The 21,193-nt window shown below is 64.3% G+C and carries 18 protein-coding genes; 4 read left to right on the top strand and 14 right to left on the bottom strand.

Features of this window, described 5'->3' with window-relative positions:
- The 4 genes from J0I79_RS18905 to J0I79_RS18890 all read right to left on the bottom strand — a co-directional run.
- The coding region (locus J0I79_RS18905; protein ID WP_292862067.1) for a biotin/lipoyl-containing protein at window positions 1-647 on the bottom strand (647 nt) is incomplete at its 3' end.
- A gap of 3 nt (window positions 648-650) precedes the next feature.
- Window positions 651-1,649 (bottom strand): alpha-ketoacid dehydrogenase subunit beta, encoded by a 999-nt coding sequence (locus tag J0I79_RS18900; RefSeq protein WP_292862064.1) that lies wholly within the window; start codon window positions 1,647-1,649, stop codon window positions 651-653.
- Window positions 1,649-2,677 carry a thiamine pyrophosphate-dependent dehydrogenase E1 component subunit alpha gene (locus tag J0I79_RS18895; protein WP_292862061.1) on the bottom strand — a complete coding sequence of 343 codons (1,029 nt, stop codon included), beginning with the start codon at window positions 2,675-2,677 and terminating at the stop codon, window positions 1,649-1,651. Before J0I79_RS18895 ends, J0I79_RS18900 begins: the two co-directional genes overlap by 1 nt.
- Window positions 2,678-2,679: 2 nt before the next feature.
- Complete coding sequence (locus tag J0I79_RS18890) at window positions 2,680-4,008, bottom strand: NAD(P)H-dependent oxidoreductase (RefSeq protein ID WP_292862058.1); 1,329 nt, start codon at window positions 4,006-4,008, stop codon at window positions 2,680-2,682.
- Window positions 4,009-4,235: 227 nt separating this feature from the next.
- On the opposite strand from J0I79_RS18890, the gene J0I79_RS18885 reads away from it, so the two are divergent.
- Complete coding sequence (locus J0I79_RS18885) at window positions 4,236-5,291, top strand: alpha/beta fold hydrolase (RefSeq protein ID WP_292862055.1); 1,056 nt, start codon at window positions 4,236-4,238, stop codon at window positions 5,289-5,291.
- Window positions 5,288-6,751, top strand: coding sequence for a class I adenylate-forming enzyme family protein (locus J0I79_RS18880; RefSeq protein ID WP_292862052.1), 1,464 nt, complete (start codon window positions 5,288-5,290; stop codon window positions 6,749-6,751). Before J0I79_RS18885 ends, J0I79_RS18880 begins: the two co-directional genes overlap by 4 nt.
- 1 nt (window position 6,752) lies before the next feature.
- On the opposite strand, the gene J0I79_RS18875 is transcribed toward J0I79_RS18880, so the two are convergent.
- From J0I79_RS18875 to J0I79_RS18835, 9 genes are all read right to left on the bottom strand, one after another.
- On the bottom strand, window positions 6,753-8,729 hold the full coding sequence (locus J0I79_RS18875) for a tripartite tricarboxylate transporter permease (RefSeq protein WP_292862049.1): 1,977 nt from the start codon (window positions 8,727-8,729) through the stop codon (window positions 6,753-6,755).
- Window positions 8,730-8,751: 22 nt separating this feature from the next.
- Window positions 8,752-9,756: a hypothetical protein gene (locus J0I79_RS18870; protein ID WP_292862046.1), complete on the bottom strand. Its 1,005-nt coding sequence runs from the start codon at window positions 9,754-9,756 to the stop codon at window positions 8,752-8,754.
- A 155-nt stretch (window positions 9,757-9,911) separates the two neighbouring features.
- Complete coding sequence (locus J0I79_RS18865) at window positions 9,912-10,667, bottom strand: phosphodiesterase (RefSeq protein WP_292862043.1); 756 nt, start codon at window positions 10,665-10,667, stop codon at window positions 9,912-9,914.
- 38 nt (window positions 10,668-10,705) lie between these two features.
- A complete protein-coding gene (locus tag J0I79_RS18860) occupies window positions 10,706-11,749 on the bottom strand; it encodes a LacI family DNA-binding transcriptional regulator (RefSeq protein ID WP_292862040.1) in 1,044 nt (347 codons plus the stop codon).
- 19 nt (window positions 11,750-11,768) lie between these two features.
- On the bottom strand, window positions 11,769-12,608 hold the full coding sequence (locus J0I79_RS18855) for an ABC transporter permease subunit (protein WP_292862037.1): 840 nt from the start codon (window positions 12,606-12,608) through the stop codon (window positions 11,769-11,771).
- Window positions 12,605-13,426, bottom strand: a complete 822-nt coding sequence (locus J0I79_RS18850) for an ABC transporter permease subunit (RefSeq protein ID WP_292862035.1) — start codon at window positions 13,424-13,426, stop codon at window positions 12,605-12,607. The genes J0I79_RS18855 and J0I79_RS18850 overlap by 4 nt, the downstream gene beginning before the upstream one ends.
- A gap of 83 nt (window positions 13,427-13,509) precedes the next feature.
- Window positions 13,510-14,646, bottom strand: a complete 1,137-nt coding sequence (locus J0I79_RS18845) for an extracellular solute-binding protein (RefSeq protein ID WP_292862032.1) — start codon at window positions 14,644-14,646, stop codon at window positions 13,510-13,512.
- Between the two features lie 30 nt (window positions 14,647-14,676).
- Window positions 14,677-15,834 carry an ABC transporter ATP-binding protein gene (locus tag J0I79_RS18840; RefSeq protein ID WP_292862029.1) on the bottom strand — a complete coding sequence of 386 codons (1,158 nt, stop codon included), beginning with the start codon at window positions 15,832-15,834 and terminating at the stop codon, window positions 14,677-14,679.
- 272 nt (window positions 15,835-16,106) lie between these two features.
- The gene (locus J0I79_RS18835; protein ID WP_292862026.1) at window positions 16,107-16,895 is read right to left on the bottom strand and encodes a 3-hydroxybutyrate dehydrogenase; all 789 of its coding nucleotides are present in this window, start codon (window positions 16,893-16,895) and stop codon (window positions 16,107-16,109) included.
- Window positions 16,896-17,127: 232 nt separating this feature from the next.
- On the opposite strand from J0I79_RS18835, the gene J0I79_RS18830 reads away from it, so the two are divergent.
- Window positions 17,128-17,916 carry an acetoacetate decarboxylase gene (locus J0I79_RS18830; protein WP_292862023.1) on the top strand — a complete coding sequence of 263 codons (789 nt, stop codon included), beginning with the start codon at window positions 17,128-17,130 and terminating at the stop codon, window positions 17,914-17,916.
- Complete coding sequence (locus J0I79_RS18825; RefSeq protein ID WP_292862021.1) at window positions 17,909-19,069, top strand: patatin-like phospholipase family protein; 1,161 nt, start codon at window positions 17,909-17,911, stop codon at window positions 19,067-19,069. Before J0I79_RS18830 ends, J0I79_RS18825 begins: the two co-directional genes overlap by 8 nt.
- Window positions 19,070-19,515: 446 nt before the next feature.
- On the opposite strand, the gene J0I79_RS18820 is transcribed toward J0I79_RS18825, so the two are convergent.
- Window positions 19,516-21,126, bottom strand: coding sequence for an inorganic phosphate transporter (locus tag J0I79_RS18820; RefSeq protein WP_292862018.1), 1,611 nt, complete (start codon window positions 21,124-21,126; stop codon window positions 19,516-19,518).
- Between the last annotated feature and the right edge of the window lie 67 nt (window positions 21,127-21,193).

Genomic DNA, 21,193 nt, shown 5'->3' with positions numbered 1-21,193 from the left:
ACCTGGTCGTCCGACATCGCCTTGGCAGGAGCGGGAGCGGCGGCCGCCGGCGCGGCAGCTGGCGCCTTGGCGGCCGGAGCGGCCTTCGCGCCACCACCAGCGATCGCGGCATCGACATCGGCCTTGACCACACGGCCATGCGGGCCGGTGCCTGATATGCTAGCGAGGGCAAGGCCTGCCTCACGGGCCAGACGACGAGCCAAAGGTGTTGCGCGTGCGCCCGACGGCAATTGGCCGATCTCCCCCCTTGTGGGGGAGATGCCCGGCAGGGCAGAGGGGGGCACGACAGAATGAGAGGCAGGAGGGACAGCGCCCCCCTCTGTCGGCTTCGCCGATATCTCCCCCACAAGGGGGGAGATTGGAGCCACGTCCTGCTTGGCCGCAGCGGCACCATCCCCATAAGCCTCGCCCTCGGCATAAATCCACGCCACCGGCGCGCCGACCGCGATGTCGACGCCTTCCTTGCCGGTCACATCGCGCAATATGCCGCTGGCGGGAGCGTCGATTTCCATCGCCGCCTTGTCGGTCTCGATCTCGAACAGCACGTCGCCCTTCTTGACCTGCTGCCCCTCGGTGGCGAACCAGCGCGAGATCTGTCCGGTCGCCATATCCATGTCGACCTTGGGAAGAATCACTTCGGTCGGCATGGATCAGCGAACCCCTTTCACGAGGTCGCGCGCGGCGCTGATGATGTCGGGAACCTGCGGCACCGTGGCCTTTTCCAGCTCCGGATTGTAGGGGATCGGCGTTTCCGCGCCACCCAGCCGCACGATCGGCGCGTCGAGATAGTCGAATGCCTCGCTCTCGGCGATCATGGCGCTGACCTCGGCGCCGATGCCCAGGGTCTTGACCGCTTCGTAGACGCACATCATCCGCGACGTCTTCTTGACGCTGTCGATGACGGTCTGCTTGTCCATCGGCCGGATGGTCCTGAGATCGACGACTTCGACGTCGATGCCTTCAGCCTCCAGCGTGGCGGCGGCGTCCAGTGCCTTCTGCACCATGATCGAGGTCGCGACGATGGTGAGATCCCGGCCCTCCCGGCGGATGTCGGCCTTGCCGATCGGCACGGTGTAATAACCCTCGGGCACCGGGCCCTTGGCCTTGTAGAGCAGCTTGTGCTCGAAGATCATCACCGGGTCGGGATCGGCGACGGCGGCCAGAAGCATGCCCTTGGCATCGTATGGCGTCGCCGGCTGGATGACCTTCAGGCCCGGCACATGGCCGAGCCAGGCCTCCAGGCTCTGGCTGTGCTGTGCCGCCGCACCGGTGCCGGAGCCGGCGGGGAAACGCATCACCACCGGCACGGAAACCTCGCCGCCGAGCATGAAGCGCATCTTGGCCGCCTGGTTGACGATCTGCTCCATGGCCAGCGTGGCGAAATCCGAGAACTGGAACTCGAAGATCGGACGCATGCCGGTCACGGCCGCGCCGACAGCGACGCCGGCGCCACCCAGTTCCGAGATCGGCGTATCCAGCACCCTGTCGGCGCCGTAGCGGTCGACCAGGTCGCCGGTCACCTGGAAGGCGCCGCCATAGACGCCGATATCCTCGCCCATCAGGAAGACACGCTCGTCCATGTCCATGGCGATCGCCATGGCTTCCTGGATCGCCTGGGCGTAGCTCAGTTCACGCACCATCGCATCCATCACGCCTGCTCCGTATAGACATAGTTTGCCGTATCGCGCACATCGGGCGACGGGCTCGCCTTGGCGAACTCGATGCCGTCGGCGATTTCCTTCGCCACCGCGTCGCGGATGGATTCGATGCCCTTGTCATCGATGAAGCCGAATTCCCGCAGCTCGTTTTCGAACAGCGTGATCGGATCCCGGTTCGACATCCAGTCCTCGATCTCTTCCTTGGTGCGATAGCGGTTGCGGTCGCTCTTGGAATGGCCGCGATGGCGATAGGTCTTGGACTCGATCAGCGTTGGCCCTTCGCCGGCGCGCGCGCGCTCGACGGCTTTATGCGAGGCCTCGGCGACTTCCGAGAAGATGTTGCCGTTGACGATGACGCCGGGCATCGAATAGGCGCTGGCGCGATCGGCGATGTTCTTCACCGCGGTCGAGCGGGCCGTCGACGTCGACATGCCGTAGCCGTTGTTCTCGCAGACGAAGATGACAGGCAGCTTCCAGACCGCCGCCATGTTGAGCGCCTCGTGGAAGGCGCCCTCATTGTTGGCGCCGTCGCCGAAGAAGGAGACCACGACCTTGCCGGTCTTCATCATCTTGGAGGAGAGCGCCGCGCCGACCGCGATCGGAATACCGCCGCCGACGATGCCGTTAGCGCCCAGATTACCCTTGCCGACATCGGCGATGTGCATCGAGCCGCCACGGCCCTTGCAGTAGCCCGTGGTCTTGCCGAAGAATTCGGCGAACATGCGCTTGACCTCGGCGCCCTTGGCGATGCAGTGGCCATGGCCGCGATGCGTCGAGGTGATCTGGTCATCCTCGGTCAGCGGCATGCAGATGCCCATGGCGCTGGCTTCCTGGCCGATGGATAGGTGCATGGTGCCGTGGATAAGGCCGCGCATGTAGCTTTCTTCCGCGCCCTCTTCGAAGCGGCGGATGAGGTACATCTTGTAGAGCACTTCCTTGAGCTGCTCGGCGCTGTACTGGCGGTAGACGAAAGGCAGGTTGGCGCGGCTGTCCGCGACGGCTTTGCTGGCTCCGGCCATGATCACGCCTCCACGGTTCCGTAGACGAGTTTGTCCTGGCGGGCGCGCAGCTCGGCGATCTTCGAGCCCGGCGCCGGCGCGGCGTTTGCGTAGGTGATGAGCTCACCCTTCTTGATCGGCGCGGTCACAGAACCGCCCTGCAGCAGCCCGCAGGGAATGGCCCTGGCGGCATGCGCTTCCGGCGCCGTCATGATCCAGGCGCGGTAGCAGTATTCGCCGATCGCATCGAGCTTCTCGCCCGGCTGCATGTCCTTCTTGGCCACGGCGGCGACTTCGGCCACCGGCTTCGACAGCGGAACCATGTCGGCCTTGCCGTAGAGCACGACGCGGGCGCAGGTCAGCGGCACTTCGAGCGAGGTCAGGTGATAGGGGCGGTGGAAGGTGAAGTACGGGCCCTTGCCCATCTTCAGATCCTCCATACGCTCCGAAATGCGCGGATGCGACATGTCGGCGACGACGAAGACGCCGGGCGCGACACCCTTGCCGATCGAATAGTCGACGACACCGACCCTGGACAGCACGCCGCCATCCTTCTGCGGCACCAGCACCTTGTTCAGTTCGCCCAGCGTCGCCGCCGGACCATGCATGCCCGCCTTGTCGGGCACCAGACCGGTGGCGTTGGCGATCGCGGCCATCTCGACCATGGTCTTGGAGCCATCGACGAACTCGACCAGCATGCGCACATTCATGTGCCGGCGCTTGGCTTCTTCCTCATAGGCGGGCGGGGTCGCGTCGATGTTGAGCGGATTGTTCTTGCCCTTGCCGGCGGCGACGATCGGATGGCCCATCGCAGAGACGAATTCGATCAGCTCCATGCAGGAGGACGGCTCGTCGCCCGCGCCGAGCGAATAGGTGACGCCGAGGCGGTCGGCTTCGCTCTTGAGATAGGCGCCGATGGTAACGTCGGCCTCGACATTCATCATCACCAGATGCTTGCCGTGCTCCATGGCGCGCAGGCCGATCTCGGCGCCGACCGCCGGAACGCCGGTGGCGTCGATGACGACATCGATCAGGTCGTTGTTGATGACCAGGCTGGCGTCGTTGGTGACCGCCACCTTGCCGGCCTCCATGGCCGCCGTCATCGCCGAAGCGTTCGACGCTTCGCGCGCATGGCCGGTTTCCTGGAAAGCGATGTCCACAGCCTTGCTGGCGGCAGGCAGGTTGAGTTCCGAAATGGCGCCGATCTCGATGCCCGACATATGGGCGACGCGGGTAACGATGTCGGTTCCCATCTCGCCAGAACCGATCAGGCCGATGCGGATAGGCTTGCCCGACTTGCCGCGTTCATCGAGATCGCGGGCAAGGCCCGTCAACGAAATATTGGAAGCCATACCGCTTATTCCTCCCACATTGCAGGCTTGTTCAAGTGCCTGACGGGTAGTGAACATCTGTATTTCTGTCAAGACTAATGTCCAAAATTACCGCACTTTCAGCTCCCATTTCGCTGACCCTCGAGCGCCAGGCCTGCCGCTCTTTTTGCCCACCGTTGGATCAAGGGGTTGTCCCTGGACACAGCTGTGCGTAAAAGGCGACATAGACATCGGTCAGGGGCTTTCCGATGAATGTTCAGCCAAGGGCGCGCGCTGTCGCGTCGCCGGGCGATGCGCCAGCACATGCGATTGCTGGTATTTTCGCCAGCGAATTGCAGGTTCCCAGCGTCGGTCTCGACGAAAATTTCTTCGATCTCGGCGGCGATTCGCTGATGGCCGAGACCCTGGTGCTTGCCGTGCAGAAGCGGTTCGGGGTCAAGCTGCAAACTTCCGTACTGCTCGAGGCACAGACACCGCGCGAGTTCGGCCGGTTGATCGCCTCGCTGGTGCCGATGCATCCGGCCCGCGAACTGATCGTGCCGGTCTCGGGCAGTACAGGTGACGAACCGATCGCCATGATCCACGGCATTACCGGCTCGGCGCTGTTCGCCAACCGCTTCAGCAGGCAGCTGAAGCAGAAATACGCCATCATGGCGGTGCGCGGCATGGGTACCGAGCCTGGCGAGACGCCCTATTCCGGCATGGCCGAGATCTGCTCGAATTACTTCGAGGCCCTGACATCGGTGACCGGCCGGCATCCCGACATTGTCGGCGGCATCTGCGTCGGCGGCCTGCTGGCCATCGAGGTCGGCCGGCTGAGCCACGAGGCAACCGGCAAGCGGCCGGCGATCGTGCTCATCGACCCACCCTCGCCGGGTTCGGCCTGGCTGAAGCCGATGCCCGATGATCGGCTGACCGAAGGCAGGCGGCGCAACATCGCCCGCAAGGTGATCTACTGGCGCCTCCTGCGCGACGCTCTGAAGACAGTGGGGCTAGGGCAGACGCGGCTTGGGCGGCACCTGCGCAAGAAGGCCTACAAGAGCACGCTGCTGCAGGCAGCCGCCGGCTTCGTGCCGTCATCCTACCCCTGCGACATCCTGATCCTCGCCAGTTCGGAATGGGGCGCCACGACGGTGGCGGACTACAAGGGCTGGGCATCCGACAAGGCCAGCGTGAAAACGGTTGTCATGCCGGGCACGCACAACAAATTCCGCAAGGCCAACATGGACGCGATCGACGCGGAAATTCTCGCTTTCCTGGCCGAACGGCGCGGCGCGGCGCGCGACGTTCGGCTCAATTCATGAGTTTTGGCCGGCAGCTTTTGGAGGCCTTCGCCAGCCATGGCGACAAGGTCGCGATGGTCGGTGACCGGTCACAGGTCACCTATGCCCAGGCGCTGGCGCAGATCGGGCGCCTGGCTGCCAATTTCGGCGCATCGGGCATCAGGCCCGGCGACCGCGTCGGCCTCGCCATGGTCGACAACATCGATGTCGTGCTCTCCATCATTGCCTGCTGGAAGAACAGCGCCACCCCTGTCGTCATCGACTTTCGAACGCCCAGAAGCCAGCGCGCCAGGCAGGCCCGCGACTTCGGCTTGAAGATCATTTTCGAAAGCCGCGCCATGCCTGGCGACGAAGTCTACCCCAACGCCCTCTTCGACGCTGGCTGGAAGACAGCCTCCTCGCCCGATCTCCGCGCCGAGGCGCCGATGGACGATGCTATTCCGGCCTTCCTGATCTTCTCGTCCGGCACGACAGGCGATCCGAAAGCCTATATCCAGTCGCATGAGGCGCTGGCCCGCCGCATCGCCGCGCGCCGGGCCGTCGTGGAAGGCACCGCCAAGCGCTTCCTGACGCCGATGGCCCTCTCCTATTCGGCAATGCGACACCAGGTGTTCGGCTATTTGCTCTACGGCGGCGTCGTGCGGTTCTTCCCGCCTCTGTTCACCCCTTCGGAGCTCATCGAGGCGCTGCTGTCGTTCCAGGCGAGCGGCACGGCGCTGGCGCCGTCGGTCATTGCCCGGATGGTCAAGGAGGTTGGCGAGCGCGCCACTCACCTGCTACCGCAACTGTCCGTGCTCTACAGCGTGGGCGGACCCGCCAGGGGCGAGGACAAGATCGCCGCCTACCGCTACATCTCGCCGGGATACCGCATAAGCTACTCGTCGAGCCTGACCGGCATCATATCCTCGCTCTCGGGCCTGGATATCCTGGCCAAGCCGGAAAGCGCTGGCAGGCCGGTGGCAGGCGTCCAGATCGAGATTCTCGATGCGGACGGCCGGGCGCTGCCGCAAGGCGAACGCGGCCTGATCAAGGCCCGCACCCCCACGATGGCGTCGGCGGTGCTGATGCCCGACAATCGCCCATTCGTCGATCCGCAGATCATGGGCGCCGACTGGGGCATTCCCGGCGACATCGGCTTCCTCGACGCGGACGGATTTATCACGATCGTCGACCGGGAAGCCGACATGATCGTTCGCGGCGGAGTCAGCGTCGCGCCACAGGAACTGGAAAAGCTGATCCGCACGCATCCTAAGGTGCGCGATGTCGCCGTCGCAGGCTTTCCGGACGAGACCATGGGACAGGAGATCGCCGCCTTCATCGTTTCAGAACAGGGGACGATCGAGGAGTTGCAGGCTTTCCTGCGCGCCAACATCGCGGCGGATCGGCGGCCGCGCGAGATACGGCTCGTTGCCTCCCTGCCATACAGCGACAACGGCAAGCTGCTGCGCCGCCAGTTGGTCGAAACGCTGGCGCGGAAATAAGCTAGAATATGCCCGTGACGCGCCCGAGCCAGGGCGTCGGCCAGGGTTGTGACGCCAGCATGTCGAAGACCGAATAGACAAATACCGTCGTGACGGCGGCAATCACGATCGGTTTGCGCCAGGACTTCACGCCAAGCAGCATGATGCTCCCGGCAACGAAGACAAATGTCGCCGCCAGATGCCCCACCAGCAGGATCAGGACAGCCAGGGCAAGGCACAGGCCTATGACTGACAGATTGCCCTTCATGGTCGGTTCGGTGGCCGGCGTCCATTCGCCATGGGCCTGAGACGCCTGCGATTCGGAGCCGGACGGCGCGCGGCGACGCCACCTCAGCGCCGTCTGCACGGTCGTGACCGATGAGAATACCGCCAGCAGTCCGGCCGTGATGATGGGGAAGATGGCGGCCTCGAAGGGGAAGCCTGTCGCGGCGGTCACCAGGGCGGCGAGCGCCAGCAGCGTCATGGCCGCGCCGGCGACGATGTCGGGCAGCGCGGGCGGCAGCGGGCCGCCGGCGTTTCTGGCCCTGATCCACGCGAGCGTCTGTCTGATGACGCCGACCACCGCCAGCCCGAGCAGCAGCAGCACCAGCGGCTGGGCAAGCCACGACCAGCCGGAAATCTGGTAGGCAAGGAAGAAATAGTTTTCGAGGCTCGGGCCGAGCACGAACCCCAGCGAGAAGGCCGAGCGCGGCCAGTTGAGTTCCTTCATCGCCATGCCGACAGCGCCGACGCCGATGACCAGGGCGAAGTCGAAAGCGCTCATATTGGTCTGGTATGCGCCGACCACGATGAAGGTCACCACCAGCGGCACCAGTATCGCGGCCGATACCTGCGCGATGCGGGCCAGCGGCCTCGTCAGCACGAGGCAGGTCACCGCGCCGACGATGTTCGCCACCGCGATGCTGAACACCATCGACATTGTGAGGGCGGCATTCTTGCCGAGCATGTCCGGGCCGGGAACGAGGCCATGCACCACGAATGCGCCGAGCAGGATGCTCATGGAAGCCGAACCCGGCACGCCGAAAGCGATGGTCGGGATAAGCGAGCCGCCTTCCTTGGCGTTGTTGGCGCTTTCGGGCGCGATGACGCCCCGGACATTGCCTTCGCCGAACTTCGGCCCGGCCCCCGGCCGGCGCGCGGCATAGCCATAGGCGATCCAATCCAGCACCGCGATGCCGACGCCGGGAACCGCACCGAGCAGCGAGCCTATGGTGCTGCAGCGCAGGACCAGCGGCCACTCCCGCACCGTATCCATGATGCCTTGCCACATGCCGGCATAGGTCGGCTTCTCGGCGTTGCCCTGAATGGAACCGCGCAACAGCAGCGAGGCGAGTTCGGGCAGGCCGAACAGGCCGAGAAACACCAGTGCGACCGGCAGACCGTCCCACAGGTAGATTTCACCGAACGTCCACCGGTCGATGCCGGCGATCTCGTCGATGCCGACGAACGAGGCCAGCATGCCGAACATCGCCGCCGCCAGCCCCTTGAGCGGCTGGCTTCCCGCCAGCATCGCAACGATCGAAAGGCCGAAGGCGCAGATGGCGAAGAAGTCCGGTGTCTTGAGATAAAGGACCAGCGGCCGCATCACCGGGATGGCCGCCGCGAGCACCAGTGCGCCGAACACGCCACCGATCATCGACGCGGAATAGGAGGCGCCGAAGGCGCGCGCGGCTTCGCCTTTCTTGGCCATGGCATGGCCATCCAGCACTGTTGCCGCGGCACCGACCGAGCCGGGAACGCCGAAGAGGATTGCCGGTATGGTGTCCGATGTGGTGTTGACCGACCCCATGCCGAGCAGCAGCGCGAAGGCCGCATAGGCGTCCATATTGTAGGTCATGGGGATGAGCAGGGCCATGGCGAACAGCCCGCCAATGCCTGGAACGACGCCGACAATCAGCCCGGCGAAAACCCCGGTCACCAGCATCAGCATGCGGAACGGCTGGGCCATCTCGACGATGGCGGTCAGGATCAGGTCCACCTTTCGAAGCCCCGCCCCAGCCTTATTTCACAAGATCCCTGGCGGTCTCGAACACCCCCGGATCCACCTGCAACTGCTTCGACACGAGCTGGCTTATCTCTTCGCCGCTGGTGGCGTTGACGGCCATGTCGCTGAGCTTGCCGATGTCTGCGAGGAAGGCGGGGTCGCGGACCATCTCCATGTACCCCTTGCGGAGCGCCTCGACGGTTTCCTTGGGAGTGTCCGTCGGAACGACCAGCGGGTGATGGAAGTGCAAAGCCGTCTCGATAAGCGTGGCCGCCTCCTGCAGCTTCGGATCCTGAATCCTGGCGGTAAATCGCTCGAACTGCTTCTGCCCCTCGGCCGGGCCGGAGCCGAACGTTCCGATGAGGTTGAGCGTGTCGCGGTTTCCCGAGATGTTGTAGCTGGAAACCCCGCACATCCCAGCGATCTCGCCGCGCTGCATGGCCAGTTCGATATCCGCGGTGCCGTCGAAGCCGGTGACGATCTTGAATTTCGCCTTCAGCCCGTTCTTGACCAGCGCCGCGAAAATATAGGTGACGCTGCTCTTGCCGGTCGCGCCGATCAGGAAATCGGACTGCAGGAACTTGTCCATCGTATCGATGCCGGTGCTCTTCGCGGTCATGCAATAGGCCGGCTCGTTAACGAGCGAACCGATCCATTGCAGCGCAAGCGGATCGAAATTCGCGTTCTGCGGGTCAAGCACCGGGGCGTAGGACATCGCCTCGCTGATCGACGCGATGACGCTTCCGTCCGCGGGCTCGCTGCCCAGCACCATCTTGGTGAGCTTGAGGCTGCCGCCGCCGGGAACGTTCTGGACGATGACATCCGGATTGCCCGGCAGGAACCGGCCGAAATGGCGCGCGATCACGCGCGACGTCTGGTCATAGCCGCCGCCGGGTCCGTAGCCCACCTTGATCGTGATCGTCTTGAATTCGACCGCTTGCGCCTGCCCGCATACAGCCAGGAAAAGACCAGCAAAGAGAACGCAAAGCGCGCGCGGCGCGCGAAAAATCATAGCCAGCATACCGACCCCCGCATGGACCCCCAATGCGGTTCTAACCCATGACCTTACAAATCGGTAAGAATTTTTCAGGGGGGTGATACGCGTATCAGATCACGATTGCGGCAGCGGTGCCGCGAGCCGGAACAGGCGTCGGCCTCCCATTGGCCGCTTATGCCTTATCCCACGGGAAAATCGTGGAAATGCACGATCACGCCATCCGCATCGATGAAGATGACGGCATAGGCGGGCGGCTCGTGGCCCAGCTGCCAGCTGTCTGAAAAATCGAGCCCGGTCTGGTGATTGGTGCTGCGCAGCGTGCTGACCGGTATGCCGCGCCAGCTGCCGGCGATCAGCCGATGGACATGGCCGGCGAAGATGTGGCGGACATTGCCGTGGCGCGACAGAACCTCATGCAAGGCATCGGCATCTGCGAGCCTGACTTCATCGAGCACCGGCATGTGTATGCGAAACGGCGGGTGGTGCATGAAAAGGAAGACCGGCCGGTCGCGCGCCTCCCGCAGCCGTTCGTCGAGCCAGCCGAGCCGCGACTGGCACAACCTGCCCTCGACATGCCCGCTGTCCAGCGTGTCGAGCAGGATCAGGCGTCCATCGGCGCCGTCGAAAACGCTCTGGACAAACCCGCGATCGGCCGGAGCATCCGGAAACATATCGAGGAAAAGCGCCCGGTCGTCATGGTTGCCGAGCATCAACCGGCAAGGCGGGGCGAATTTTCCGAGCCTGTCCCGCAACGCGGCGTAGGCGGCGCGCTCGCCATCATTGGTCAGGTCTCCCGATACAACCACCAGATCGGCATCGGCATGGTTCCTGCTGATGTCCGCGAGACATGCATCGAGCCTGGCAAGCGGGTCGGAGCCATACAGAAGGCCACCTGGCGCCATCAGATGCGGGTCGGAGAGCTGGATGATTTTCATGGGCAAAGGCCTGCGATTCGAGGATTTCGGAAGGAAGGTCATTCCGCGTGATGCGGCACGAAACTGCCGCGCACGACCAGCGGCACGTTGAAGCGCTCGCGGATGGGGGCCAGATCCGGCTGCCGTTGCCGAAGGTCGAGCAGTTCGACGGCCTTGGCGGCCATCAACTCAGGATCCTGACGGAAAGTGGTCAGCCGGTAGGCGAGCCAGCCGGCTTCGGGAACATCGTCGAAGCCGATCACCGACAGGTCTTCCGGTATCGCAAGACCGGCCTGGCGGGCATGATCCATGACGCCGAAGGCGATGAGGTCGTTGACGCAGAAGATTGCCTGCGGCCTGTCTGAACGATCGATCAGCAACCGGCCCGCCTGCAACCCGCCGGCATAATCCGTATCGTTGCCGCGCACGACCGCGACCTCCGCGCCGAGACGCTTTGCCTCGGCACAGAAGGCATCCTCGCGCTCGGTGATCGTCGGCGTGCCCGACAGCGATCCGGCCAGGCCGAGCCTGGTCATGCCGTGCGCGACGAAATGCGACGCGGCGAGTTTCGCCGCGGCGGCGCCGTCGGTCTGGATGTGGTCGGCCTCGGGTTCGGACCGGCCGATGACCACCAGCGGCTGGCCGTTGCGGCGCGCCAGTTCGAAGAAAGACGATGGCGGCGAGCCGGACAGGATGATCGTCGCCTCGGCGCGATGGCCAAGCAGCGTCTTCTGGGCCGCGATCAGCTCCTGTTCGGTCTGGCCGGTGTTGATCAGCACGGGAACATTGCCACGATGGATCAGCGCCTTGGTGAGCGCCGCCGCCAGATGGGCGCGGAAGCCCACTTCCGGCTTGGTCACCACCAATCCGACCAGCCGGCTCTGGTTGGCGAGCAGCCCGCGCGCCAGATCGTTGACCTGGTAGCCGAGTTCCTCGGCCGCGCGCATGATCTTCTCGCGCGTCTCTGTGGCAACGCTGGCGCCGGGCGTGAAGGCACGCGACACCGCCGAGCGCGACACCCCGGCCTGGCGCGCGACATGCAGCGCGCTGACCGAGCGAATCTTGTCCGGGGTCTTGTCGCCTGAATTCCTGTCTGCGGTCATCTGTGGATGCTCATGCTGTTCAATGGCCAACCCGCGACAAGACATCGGCCTTCAGGAATCGCTCGACGATCAGCATGAAGCCGATCGACGGGATGAGCAACAGAAGTGCGGTTATCGAGGCGATCTGGTAGTTGCCGCCGGCGCCCGCCGAGTAGAGCAGCAGCGGCAGCATGTTCACATCCGGCGCACCGACGAAATAGCTGCCGGTGAACTCATCGAGCGACTCCAGGAAGACGAAGATCGCGCTGGCCATCAGGCCTGGCATGGCGAGCGGCAAGGTCACGTCGCGAAAGGCGCGCAATGGACCGGCGCCAATCGAGCGGGCCGCCTGCTCGAGTTCGGGATCGACGGCGGAAAAGGCGGCCGTCGCGATCCACACCGCATAGACCAGGCCATGCACGGCATGCACCAGCACCACGCCGGTGATCGTGCCGTTGAGACCGATCTGGTAGAACAGGCGCGCGATGTTGACATAGACGGGCAGGTTCGGAAACGCCTGCGGGATCAGGAAGGCGAGCAGGATCAGGCTGCGCAATGGCAGCTTCAGCCGCGCCAGCGCGTAACCCGCCGGTATGGCGAGCGCCAGCGAGACGATCACCGTCAGCACCGCTACCAGAATGCTGTTCTGCAGCGAATCCATCGCATTGCCGCGCGGCGAGAACACCCGCGTCCAGACGCTGAAGCCATAATCGAGCGGCAGCACATGGGGAAAGTACCAGCGCTCCGCCACCGTCCACAGCAACAGGTTGAGAAGCGGGCCGAAGATGATGAAGGCGAGCAGGCCGAGGATGGCGGCCCTGGGCAGCCACCACAGGTCGACCCCCAGTTTCCGCCGCACGGAGAGTGTCGCGATGCTCATGCGCGCTCCTTCATCGTGTGGCGCAGGTAGATCCAGGCGACACCCGACGTGATGACCAGCGAGATCAGCCCGAGCGCGTTGGCGACGCCGTAGTCGCCATAGGCGTTGATGCGGAAAGCGATGTCGGCGGTCAGCATGGTCGGCGACTGCGCGTTGATCATCAGCGGCACCGACAGCACCGACATCATCGTCACGAAAGACAGGATAAGGCCGACCAAGAGCGTGGTGGCGACCTGCGGCACGACAATCTCGATCAGGATGCGCAGCCGCGAGGCGCCGAGATTGCGAGCGGCTTCGATGGTGCCGCGATCGATCGACGCCATGGCGCCGGCGACCAGCAGGGCGACGAAGGGCACCTGTTTCCAGACGAAGGCGATGACGATGCCGCGCCAGTCGAGAAAGGCGGTCGCCTGCATCGGCGTGATGACGCCGGCGCCGATCAGCAGATTGTTCATCAGGCCGTTCTTGGCGAGGAAGGTACGCAGGATCTGGCCCACGACGATGAAGGGGATGAACATCGGCCAGCGGTAGAGCCAGCGCAGGATCGCCACCGCGCGCGGATTCTCACCCAGCGTCAGATAGCCGCCGATGGCGATCGAAAACAGACCGATGAGCAGCGTCGACAGGCTGACGATGAGCACGGTGAAGACCGTATCGGCGCGGTAGAGTTCGAACGACTTGATGAAGTTTCCCGTGCCAAAACCGCCTTCAACCTCGAACGCGCCGACAACAGACGCGGCGAGCGGTACGATGAACAAGAGCACGATCACCGCCAGCGCGGGCAGCACGAGCAGCAGGCCGAGAAGCCGTTTCGACATCTTTGGTCCTTCGCTTGAAAACGGACGGGCGTGGACCGCCCGGCGTAGCCGGGCGGTCCGGGTTCAGCATTCAGCCCAGGCGCTCAATTCGCGGTCTGGCGCTCATAGGCTTCCAGGATCGCATTGTTGTAGGGGGCAATCGGGAAGGGCTTGCCGTATTTCGCCAGATCCTCCGGCGAGATATCGACGAACAGCTTGTTCCAGGTCGCCTCGTCGAGCTTCGGCTTGACGAACTCGGCGTCGATGCCCGGATACCAGTTGAACTTCTTGACGATGCCCTCGGCCTGTACCTGCGGGCTGGTCGCCAGCGCCACGAACTTCTCGGCCAGCGCCTCGTTCGGGCTCTTGGCCGGGATCACATAATGCATCGGCTGGCCAGGCATGCCGGGCGCCGGCAGCACCAGCTTGAGCTCGGGCGGGAGCCGCCCGTCAGCCTGCCAGGAATAGAACATGTCGACCCAGACCGGCCCCATGGCGATCTCGCCGCGCGACAGCATGTCGAGCGTGCCGGCATTGCCGGGGGTCAGCGTGGCGTTGGCCGTGAATTCCTTCAGGCCGGCGAAGGCCTTGTCCCACTTCTTGGTCTCGGCCTCGTCGAACGGACCGTTCATCAGCTTCTTGGCGTCGCCTTCGCCATAAGCGTAGATCCAGCCCATGACGAAGCTGACACCGGAGGCGCCGCCCTTGATGCCGTTATAGCCGAACTGCTTGGGGTGTTCCTTGGCCCAGGCGACGAGTTCGTCATAGCTCTTCGGCGGATTGGGAACCATCGCCGGATTGTAGGCGATCGCGGTCTGGCTGTTGAACATCGGCATGACATATCCGCTGACATTGGAGCCCAGCGCCATGTCGGCATTGGCGCGCGTCACCATCTTGCCGGTGTCGATCTTCGGCCGATAGGCTTCGAGATAGCCGGCGGTGACCATCGGACCGGCGAACTTTTCATGCACGACGGCGACGTCGGTGTCCCATTTCTGCGAGCCGGCATCCGCCTGCGCCTTGAAGCGCTCGGTGATTTTCTGCGAGCCGGCATCGCCGGGGCCGGTGCCGACAACGCGCACCGTATTGCCAGGATTTTCCTTCTCGAACAGCGGCCCGAGATAGTCGTTGATGTAGTCGACCATGTTCTGGTCGCCGGCGGTGAGAACGGTCAGTTCGGCTGCTGTGGCGGGCGACGCCACCAGGCCGATCGCCAGTGCGGCTTGCAGGATTGTCTTCACGGGAAAATCTCCAGTTTGGATGAAGAGGGTTCAAGCTTCGGATGCTTCCAGGGAGCGGCTTTTCTCGCCGCCCGGCCGGGAACGGATGGGCGCGGGCGACGAAGCCGCCGGCGCGTTGAAGAGGAAGAGAACGTCCGAGGGGATGCGGATCTTGACCGCGTCGCCGGCGGCGAAAGCCATGCCGGCATCGACCAGCACCACGTCGTCGCCGACCCTGACCGCATGGCGCCAGAGGCCGCCGGGATAACTGACGCTTTCGACGCGGCCGGAGAGTTCCAGCGTTCCCGCAGGCGCGGCATCCCTAGCGGTGCCGGCCAGAAGCTGCGCGGCTTCGGCGCGAAAGCGCGCCTCGACGAAGCCGCGCGCCAGCGGGCGGCCATCCAGCGGCACCGTGCAGACGGCATTCGCCGGGCCGCTCTCGATCTCGAAACGGCCTGAAGAGGGCTGGCCCCAGAGCTCCACCCGGTTCTCCGCCCCCATGAAGGCGGCGACGAAGGCGGAGGCCGGTCGGTTGTAGACCGCCTCGGGCGTTCCCTGTTGCGCGATACGCCCGGCGTCGAGAATGACGATGCGGTCGGCCATCACCATGGCTTCCTCGCGATCATGCGTGACGTGCACCGCGGTGATGCCGAGCCGCTTCTGCAAGGCGCGGATTTCATGGCGCACGGTCAGCCTTATGCGCGCGTCGAGATTGGACAGCGGCTCGTCCAGCAGCAGGATTTCCGGATCGATCGCCAGCGCCCGGCCAAGCGCCACGCGCTGGCGCTGGCCGCCTGAAAGCTGTGCCGGCTTGCGGTCGCCGAGCCCGTCGAGCCCGAGCAGCTTTTCCATCTCGCCGACGCGCCGCGCGATTTCGGCGCGCGGGTGCCGTTTGAGCTTCAGCCCGTAGCCGATGTTCTGCGCCACCGTCATATGCGGCCACAGCGCGTAGGACTGGAAAACCAGCGCCATGCCGCGCTTGTCGGGAGGCAGTCGGGTGACATCGCGGCCGGCGACCCTGATCGAACCGGCGCTCGGCGAAACGAAGCCGGCTATCGCCCGCAGCAACGTGGTCTTGCCGCAGCCGGAGGCGCCAAGCAGCGCCACGAACTCGCCCTTGGCGATGGTCAGCTCTATTCCGTCGAGAACCCGCGACGCACCGTACCCGGCGCTGATTTCGGCAAGTTCGAGGAAGTTTTCTTTCGTCATCTTCAACCCTTTGCACAGCTGTGCATCGACGGGCGCAGCTATGGTGTTCCGAGGCTCGAAATAGGAGGTCTAGGTAACGGCTTGATGACGGCTTGCAGGGAAAATTCCTCCCTCTCCCCTTTATCGTCCGCCGGTCCAGGACGCGGCGAGCGGCAACGGAGAACCTCCCGATTTCTCCACTGCCGCCGCCACGATACAATGATCCGGCGGCGATAGGGAAAGCATTTTTACGGGGCGATGGCCTGTAGCCCGAAACGGCCTTGATGGCTGCCTTACTGCGCGGTCCAGCCACCATCCATCGGCAGGGTCGTGCCGGTGATCTGCTTGGCCGCGTCCGAGCACAGGAACAGCGTCAGCGCCGCAAGTTCCTCGACGGTGACGAATTCCTTAGTCGGCTGTGCAGCAAGCAGCACGTCGTGCTTGACCTGTTCCTCGGTCATGCCGCGCGCCTTCATCGTGTCGGGGATCTGCTTTTCGACCAGCGGCGTCCAGACATAGCCCGGCGCGATCGCATTGACGGTGATGCCGTCCTGCGCCACTTCCAGCGCCACCGTCTTGGTCAGGCCCGCAATGCCATGCTTGGCCGAGACATAGGCCGACTTGAACGGCGAGGCGACCAGCGCGTGCGCCGAGGCGGTGTTGATGATGCGGCCCCATTTGCGGCTCTTCATGCCGGGCACCACGGCCTTGATGGCGTAGAAGGCGGCAAGCAGGTTGATGCGGATGATGGCCTCCCACTTGTCGTCGGGGAATTCCTCGATCGGCGCCACGTGCTGGATGCCGGCATTGTTGACCAGGATGTCGAGGCTGCCGAACGCCGCCTCGGCGTCATGCACCATGGCGCTGACCGCCGCGCCGTCCATCATGTTCGCGTCGGAGTAGCGGCACTTGACGCCGAAATCCTTCTCGATGCCGGCGCGCTCCTGTTCGATCGCCGCGGGATCGCCAAGGCCGTTGATGGTGACGTTGGCGCCTTCGGCGGCAAAGGCGCGGGCGATGGCCAGGCCGATACCGCTGGTCGAGCCGGTGACGAGGGCGTTCTTCGAAGACAGGGAACCCATGGTGATCTCGCGAGAGGTGGGAGGGAACAGGAGCATATAATTGTGCGTCGCAACATGACAATGACAGAGCCATGTGTCGGCGCGATTACAGCCAGATGACGGCGCGGGCGGGCCTTGAGCCCGTCCAAAAACCCCGGTCGTTGGGCTGACACGGCATTGTCATGGTGCCGTGCAACATATTTGCCAGCGCATTCGCGCGAGGGTCGTTTTTCAAAATCACGAGGACACGAGGATGGAAATCGCCGATGTCGTGAAGCGCGCCTATGCCATGCCGCTCACCAACCCGTCCTTCCCGCCCGGGCCCTACCGTTTCTTCGACCGCGAATACATCATCATCACCTACCGCACGACACGCGAAGCGCTCGAAGCCGTGGTGCCGGCGCCGCTGGAAATCGACGAGCCGTTGGTCAAGTACGAGTTCATCCGCATGCCGGACTCCACGGGCTTCGGCGACTATACCGAGACCGGGCAGGTCATCCCGGTGCGCTACAAGGGCCAGCACGGCGGCTTCGTCCATTCGATGTATCTCGACGACGACGCGCCGATCGCCGGCGGCCGCGAATTGTGGGGCTTCCCCAAGAAGCTCGCCAGTCCGAAGATCGTTCATGAGGGCGAGGTGATCGTCGGCACCCTTCACTATGGCAGCGTTCTCTGTGCAACCGGCACGATGGGCTACAAGCACAGGGAGGCCGATCACGACCACGTGCTCGCCTCGCTGGCCGCGCCGAATTTCCTGATCAAGATCATCCCGCATGTCGACGGCAGCCCGCGCATCTGCGAACTGGTGCGCTATTACCTCACCGACATCACGCTGAAGGAAGCCTGGACGGCGCCCGCCGCCCTCGACCTGCGGCCGCACGTCATGGCCGACGTGGCGAAACTCCCGGTGCTCGACATCGTATCCGCCGTCCATTTCAAGGCCGACCTGACGCTCGGATTGGGCGAGGTCGTCCATGACTATCTCGACCAGCGCAGCGGCCTCGCGGCCAGCACAAACATGCCGGAGAAAATTCGTGCTTGAACGCACCCGCAACAAGGAAGCAGCCGCCACCATCGAGGAAATCTCGGCCCAGTACGACCGCATCGCGCTGGTGTTCCAGGGCGGCGGCGCGCTCGGCGCCTATCAGGCCGGCGTCTACCAGGCGCTGGCCGATGCCGGTTGCGAGCCGACCTGGCTGTCCGGCGTCTCGATCGGCGCCATCAACGCCTCGATCATCGCCGGCAATGAACCCAGCCGCCGCCTGCAGCGGCTGGAACAGTTCTGGCAGACGATCTCGGGCCGCAAGATCTGGGCCTACACGCCGGAAGGCGACCTCTACCGCGATATCCGCAACCAGACCTCGTCGTTGATGACGATGACGATGGGCCAGCCCGGCTTCTTCAAGCCGCGCAATCCCAATCCCTGGTTCCAGCTTTCCGGGGCCGAAGGCGCCACCAGCTTCTACGACACCGCCGAGTTGAAGGACACGCTGGAGAGCCTGATCGACTTCGACGTGCTCAACGACGGCAAGAAGCGGCTGAGCGTCGGCGCGGTCAACGTGCGGACCGGCAACTTCGTCTATTTCGACACCGAGAAAGTGCGTATCGGACCCGAGCACATCATGGCCAGCGGCGCCCTGCCGCCTGCCTTCCCGTCGATCCGCATCGAGGGCGAGTACTACTGGGACGGCGGCATCGTCTCCAACACGCCACTGCAATACCTGCTCGACCAGGAAGAGGACCGCTCGTCGCTGGTGTTCCAGGTCGACCTGTTCAGCGCCCGCGGCGTACTGCCGCGCGGCATGGCCGACGTGCTGTCGCGCCACAAGGACATCATGTATTCCTCCCGCACGCGCCAGAACACCGACAATTTCCAGCGCATCCATGCCTTGAAGATGAAGCTGCTCGACGCGCTGAAGCGGGTGCCGCCGGACCAGCTCAAGGAAGGCGAGCAGGAACTGATCGCCGATTATTGCGACGCCGGCGTCGTCAACATTGTCCACCTGATCTACCAGCACAAAGGCTATGAGGGTCACGCCAAGGACTATGAGTTCTCAGGCACCTCGATGCGCGAACACTGGGAAATGGGCCTCGAGGACACCGAGCGCACGCTGCGCCACAAGAAGTGGCTGATGCTGCCGACCAATGCCGACGGCGTCACCATCCACGACCTGCATCGCGAAGATCCGACCTGAGATAGGCGGGTTACCTGCAATAGTTCAGCCTTGTTGGCCGGGATTCGTTTGAGCGGCCATCGTCAACGTTAGAGATTGGCTGACGCCTCCAAACTTCGTCATCCCTGGGCGAAGCAGGAGCGAAGCTCCGTCGCGAAGACCCTGGGATCCATGCCGCGACCTCAGCCGTGGAATACAGCGGATCAGAACTCTGCACTGCGGCAGCGCGCGGGAGTCCAGGCACAGATCCCTTGGGCTGCGGAGCAGCTCCAGGGGTCTGCGCCGCGTCGCTTCGCTCCTTGCTCCGCCGCCGGATGACCAACCGATGGACGTTTTGGCCAATTTCCCAGCTATGTGCCACGTCAGCAGAAACGAATACGTCCTCGCCCCCTGAACACGATGCTCACTCAAAGAAAAGGGCAGCGCCGGCGAGCGGCGCTGCCCTTTCTGACTTGCTGGTATTCCGCTCAGAACACCTGGCGGAAGACGATGAACAGCACGAAGGCCAGCGCGATCGAGCACGGCAGGGTCAGCACCCAGGCCAGCAAGAGATTGCGCACGGTCGACCATTGCAGGCCGGAGCCGTTGGCGGCCATGGTTCCTGCGACGCCTGACGACAGCACGTGGGTCGTCGACACCGGCAGGCCGAGCCGGTCCGCCATGCCGATGGTCACCATGGCGACGAGTTCGGCGGCGGCGCCCTGGCCATAGGTCAGGTGGCTCTTGCCGATCTTCTCGCCGACGGTGACGACGATGCGCTTCCAGCCGACCATCGTGCCGAGGCCAAGCGCCAGCGCCACGGCGATCTTCACCCAGAGCGGGATGAACTTCGTCGCATTGTCGACGGCCTTGTGATAGTCGGTCACCGCCTTGAGGTCGGCGGCCTCCATGGGCAGCAACTGCTTCTTGTCGATCAGCTTGAGCGCCTCACCGATCAGGTAGATGTCGTTGCGGGCGTTGCTGACGAGATCGGTCGGCACATTGTCGACCGAAGCGTAGGGTTGCAGCTCCGCCGTCGTGTTGTGGATGTAGGTCTGCAGCGCGACCGTCGTCTTGTCGCTCCAGGTCCGGGTGCGTACGGCGTCCTGCACCGCTGCCTTGGCGTCCTTGGCGTCGGCGACGGTAACGCCGGGCTTCACATATTTGCCCAATGCAGTTTCGACACCGGTCGAGGCCGCCTTGTAGGCCTCGAGATAGTTGATGTCGGGCGTGCGGTTGAGCGCATAGGCGGTCGGCACCACGCCGATCAGGATCAGCATGATCAGGCCCATGCCCTTCTGGCCATCATTGGAGCCGTGCGCGAAGCTGACGCCGGTGCAGGTGAAGATGAGCAGGCCGCGGATCCACCAGGGCGGCGGGGCGTTGCCCTTCGGCGCCTCGTAGAGGGCCTGGTTGCGCACCAGAAGCTTCATCGCGTAGAGCAGGGCGGCGGCGGCGAAGAAGCCGACGATCGGCGACACCAGCAAGGTGGTGCCGACATTGGTCGCCTGCGACCAGTCGACGCCGCTGGTGGCGCTGCCGGCCGGCGCCATGAACTGGTTGGCGAGACCGACGCCGATGATCGAACCGACCATGGTGTGCGAGCTCGAGGCCGGCAGGCCGAGGAACCAGGTGCCGAGATTCCACAGGATCGCCGCGACGAGCAGCGCGAACACCATGGCAAAACCGGACGAGGAGCCGACCTGCAGGATGAGTTCGACCGGCAGCAGCGACAGGATGCCGAAGGCGACCGCGCCGCTGGAGGTGAGAACCCCGAGGAAGTTGAAGACGCCGGACCACATGACGGCGAATTCGGCCGGCAGGGAGCGCGTGTAGATCACTGTCGCCACCGCGTTGGCGGTGTCGTGGAAACCGTTGACGAATTCGAAGCCGAGCGCGATCAGCAAGGCGATGCCGAGCAGGATCCACGGCACGGTCTTGGCCACCGCGAGGTCCTGGCTGAGCGCGTAGCCGACATAGATGACGCCGACCAGCACGAGTACGCCGAAAGCGGGCAGGAACCATTTGGCGCCGCCCGATTGATGCAGCGGGTGATCCGGCCTCGGAATACCCGCTTCGTTAGAAACTATGTCCACCATGTCCCACTCCTTTTGCACTGCAGCAAGGAACCGGGAAGGACGCTAAGTCCGCACGATGAACCCTGTG

This window comes from Mesorhizobium sp. (genome assembly GCF_017306585.1).
Classification (GTDB): Bacteria; Pseudomonadota; Alphaproteobacteria; order Rhizobiales; family Rhizobiaceae; genus Mesorhizobium.
The sequence above is the reverse complement of the archived record's forward strand: the minus strand, read 5'-3'. Positions and strand labels throughout refer to the sequence as shown.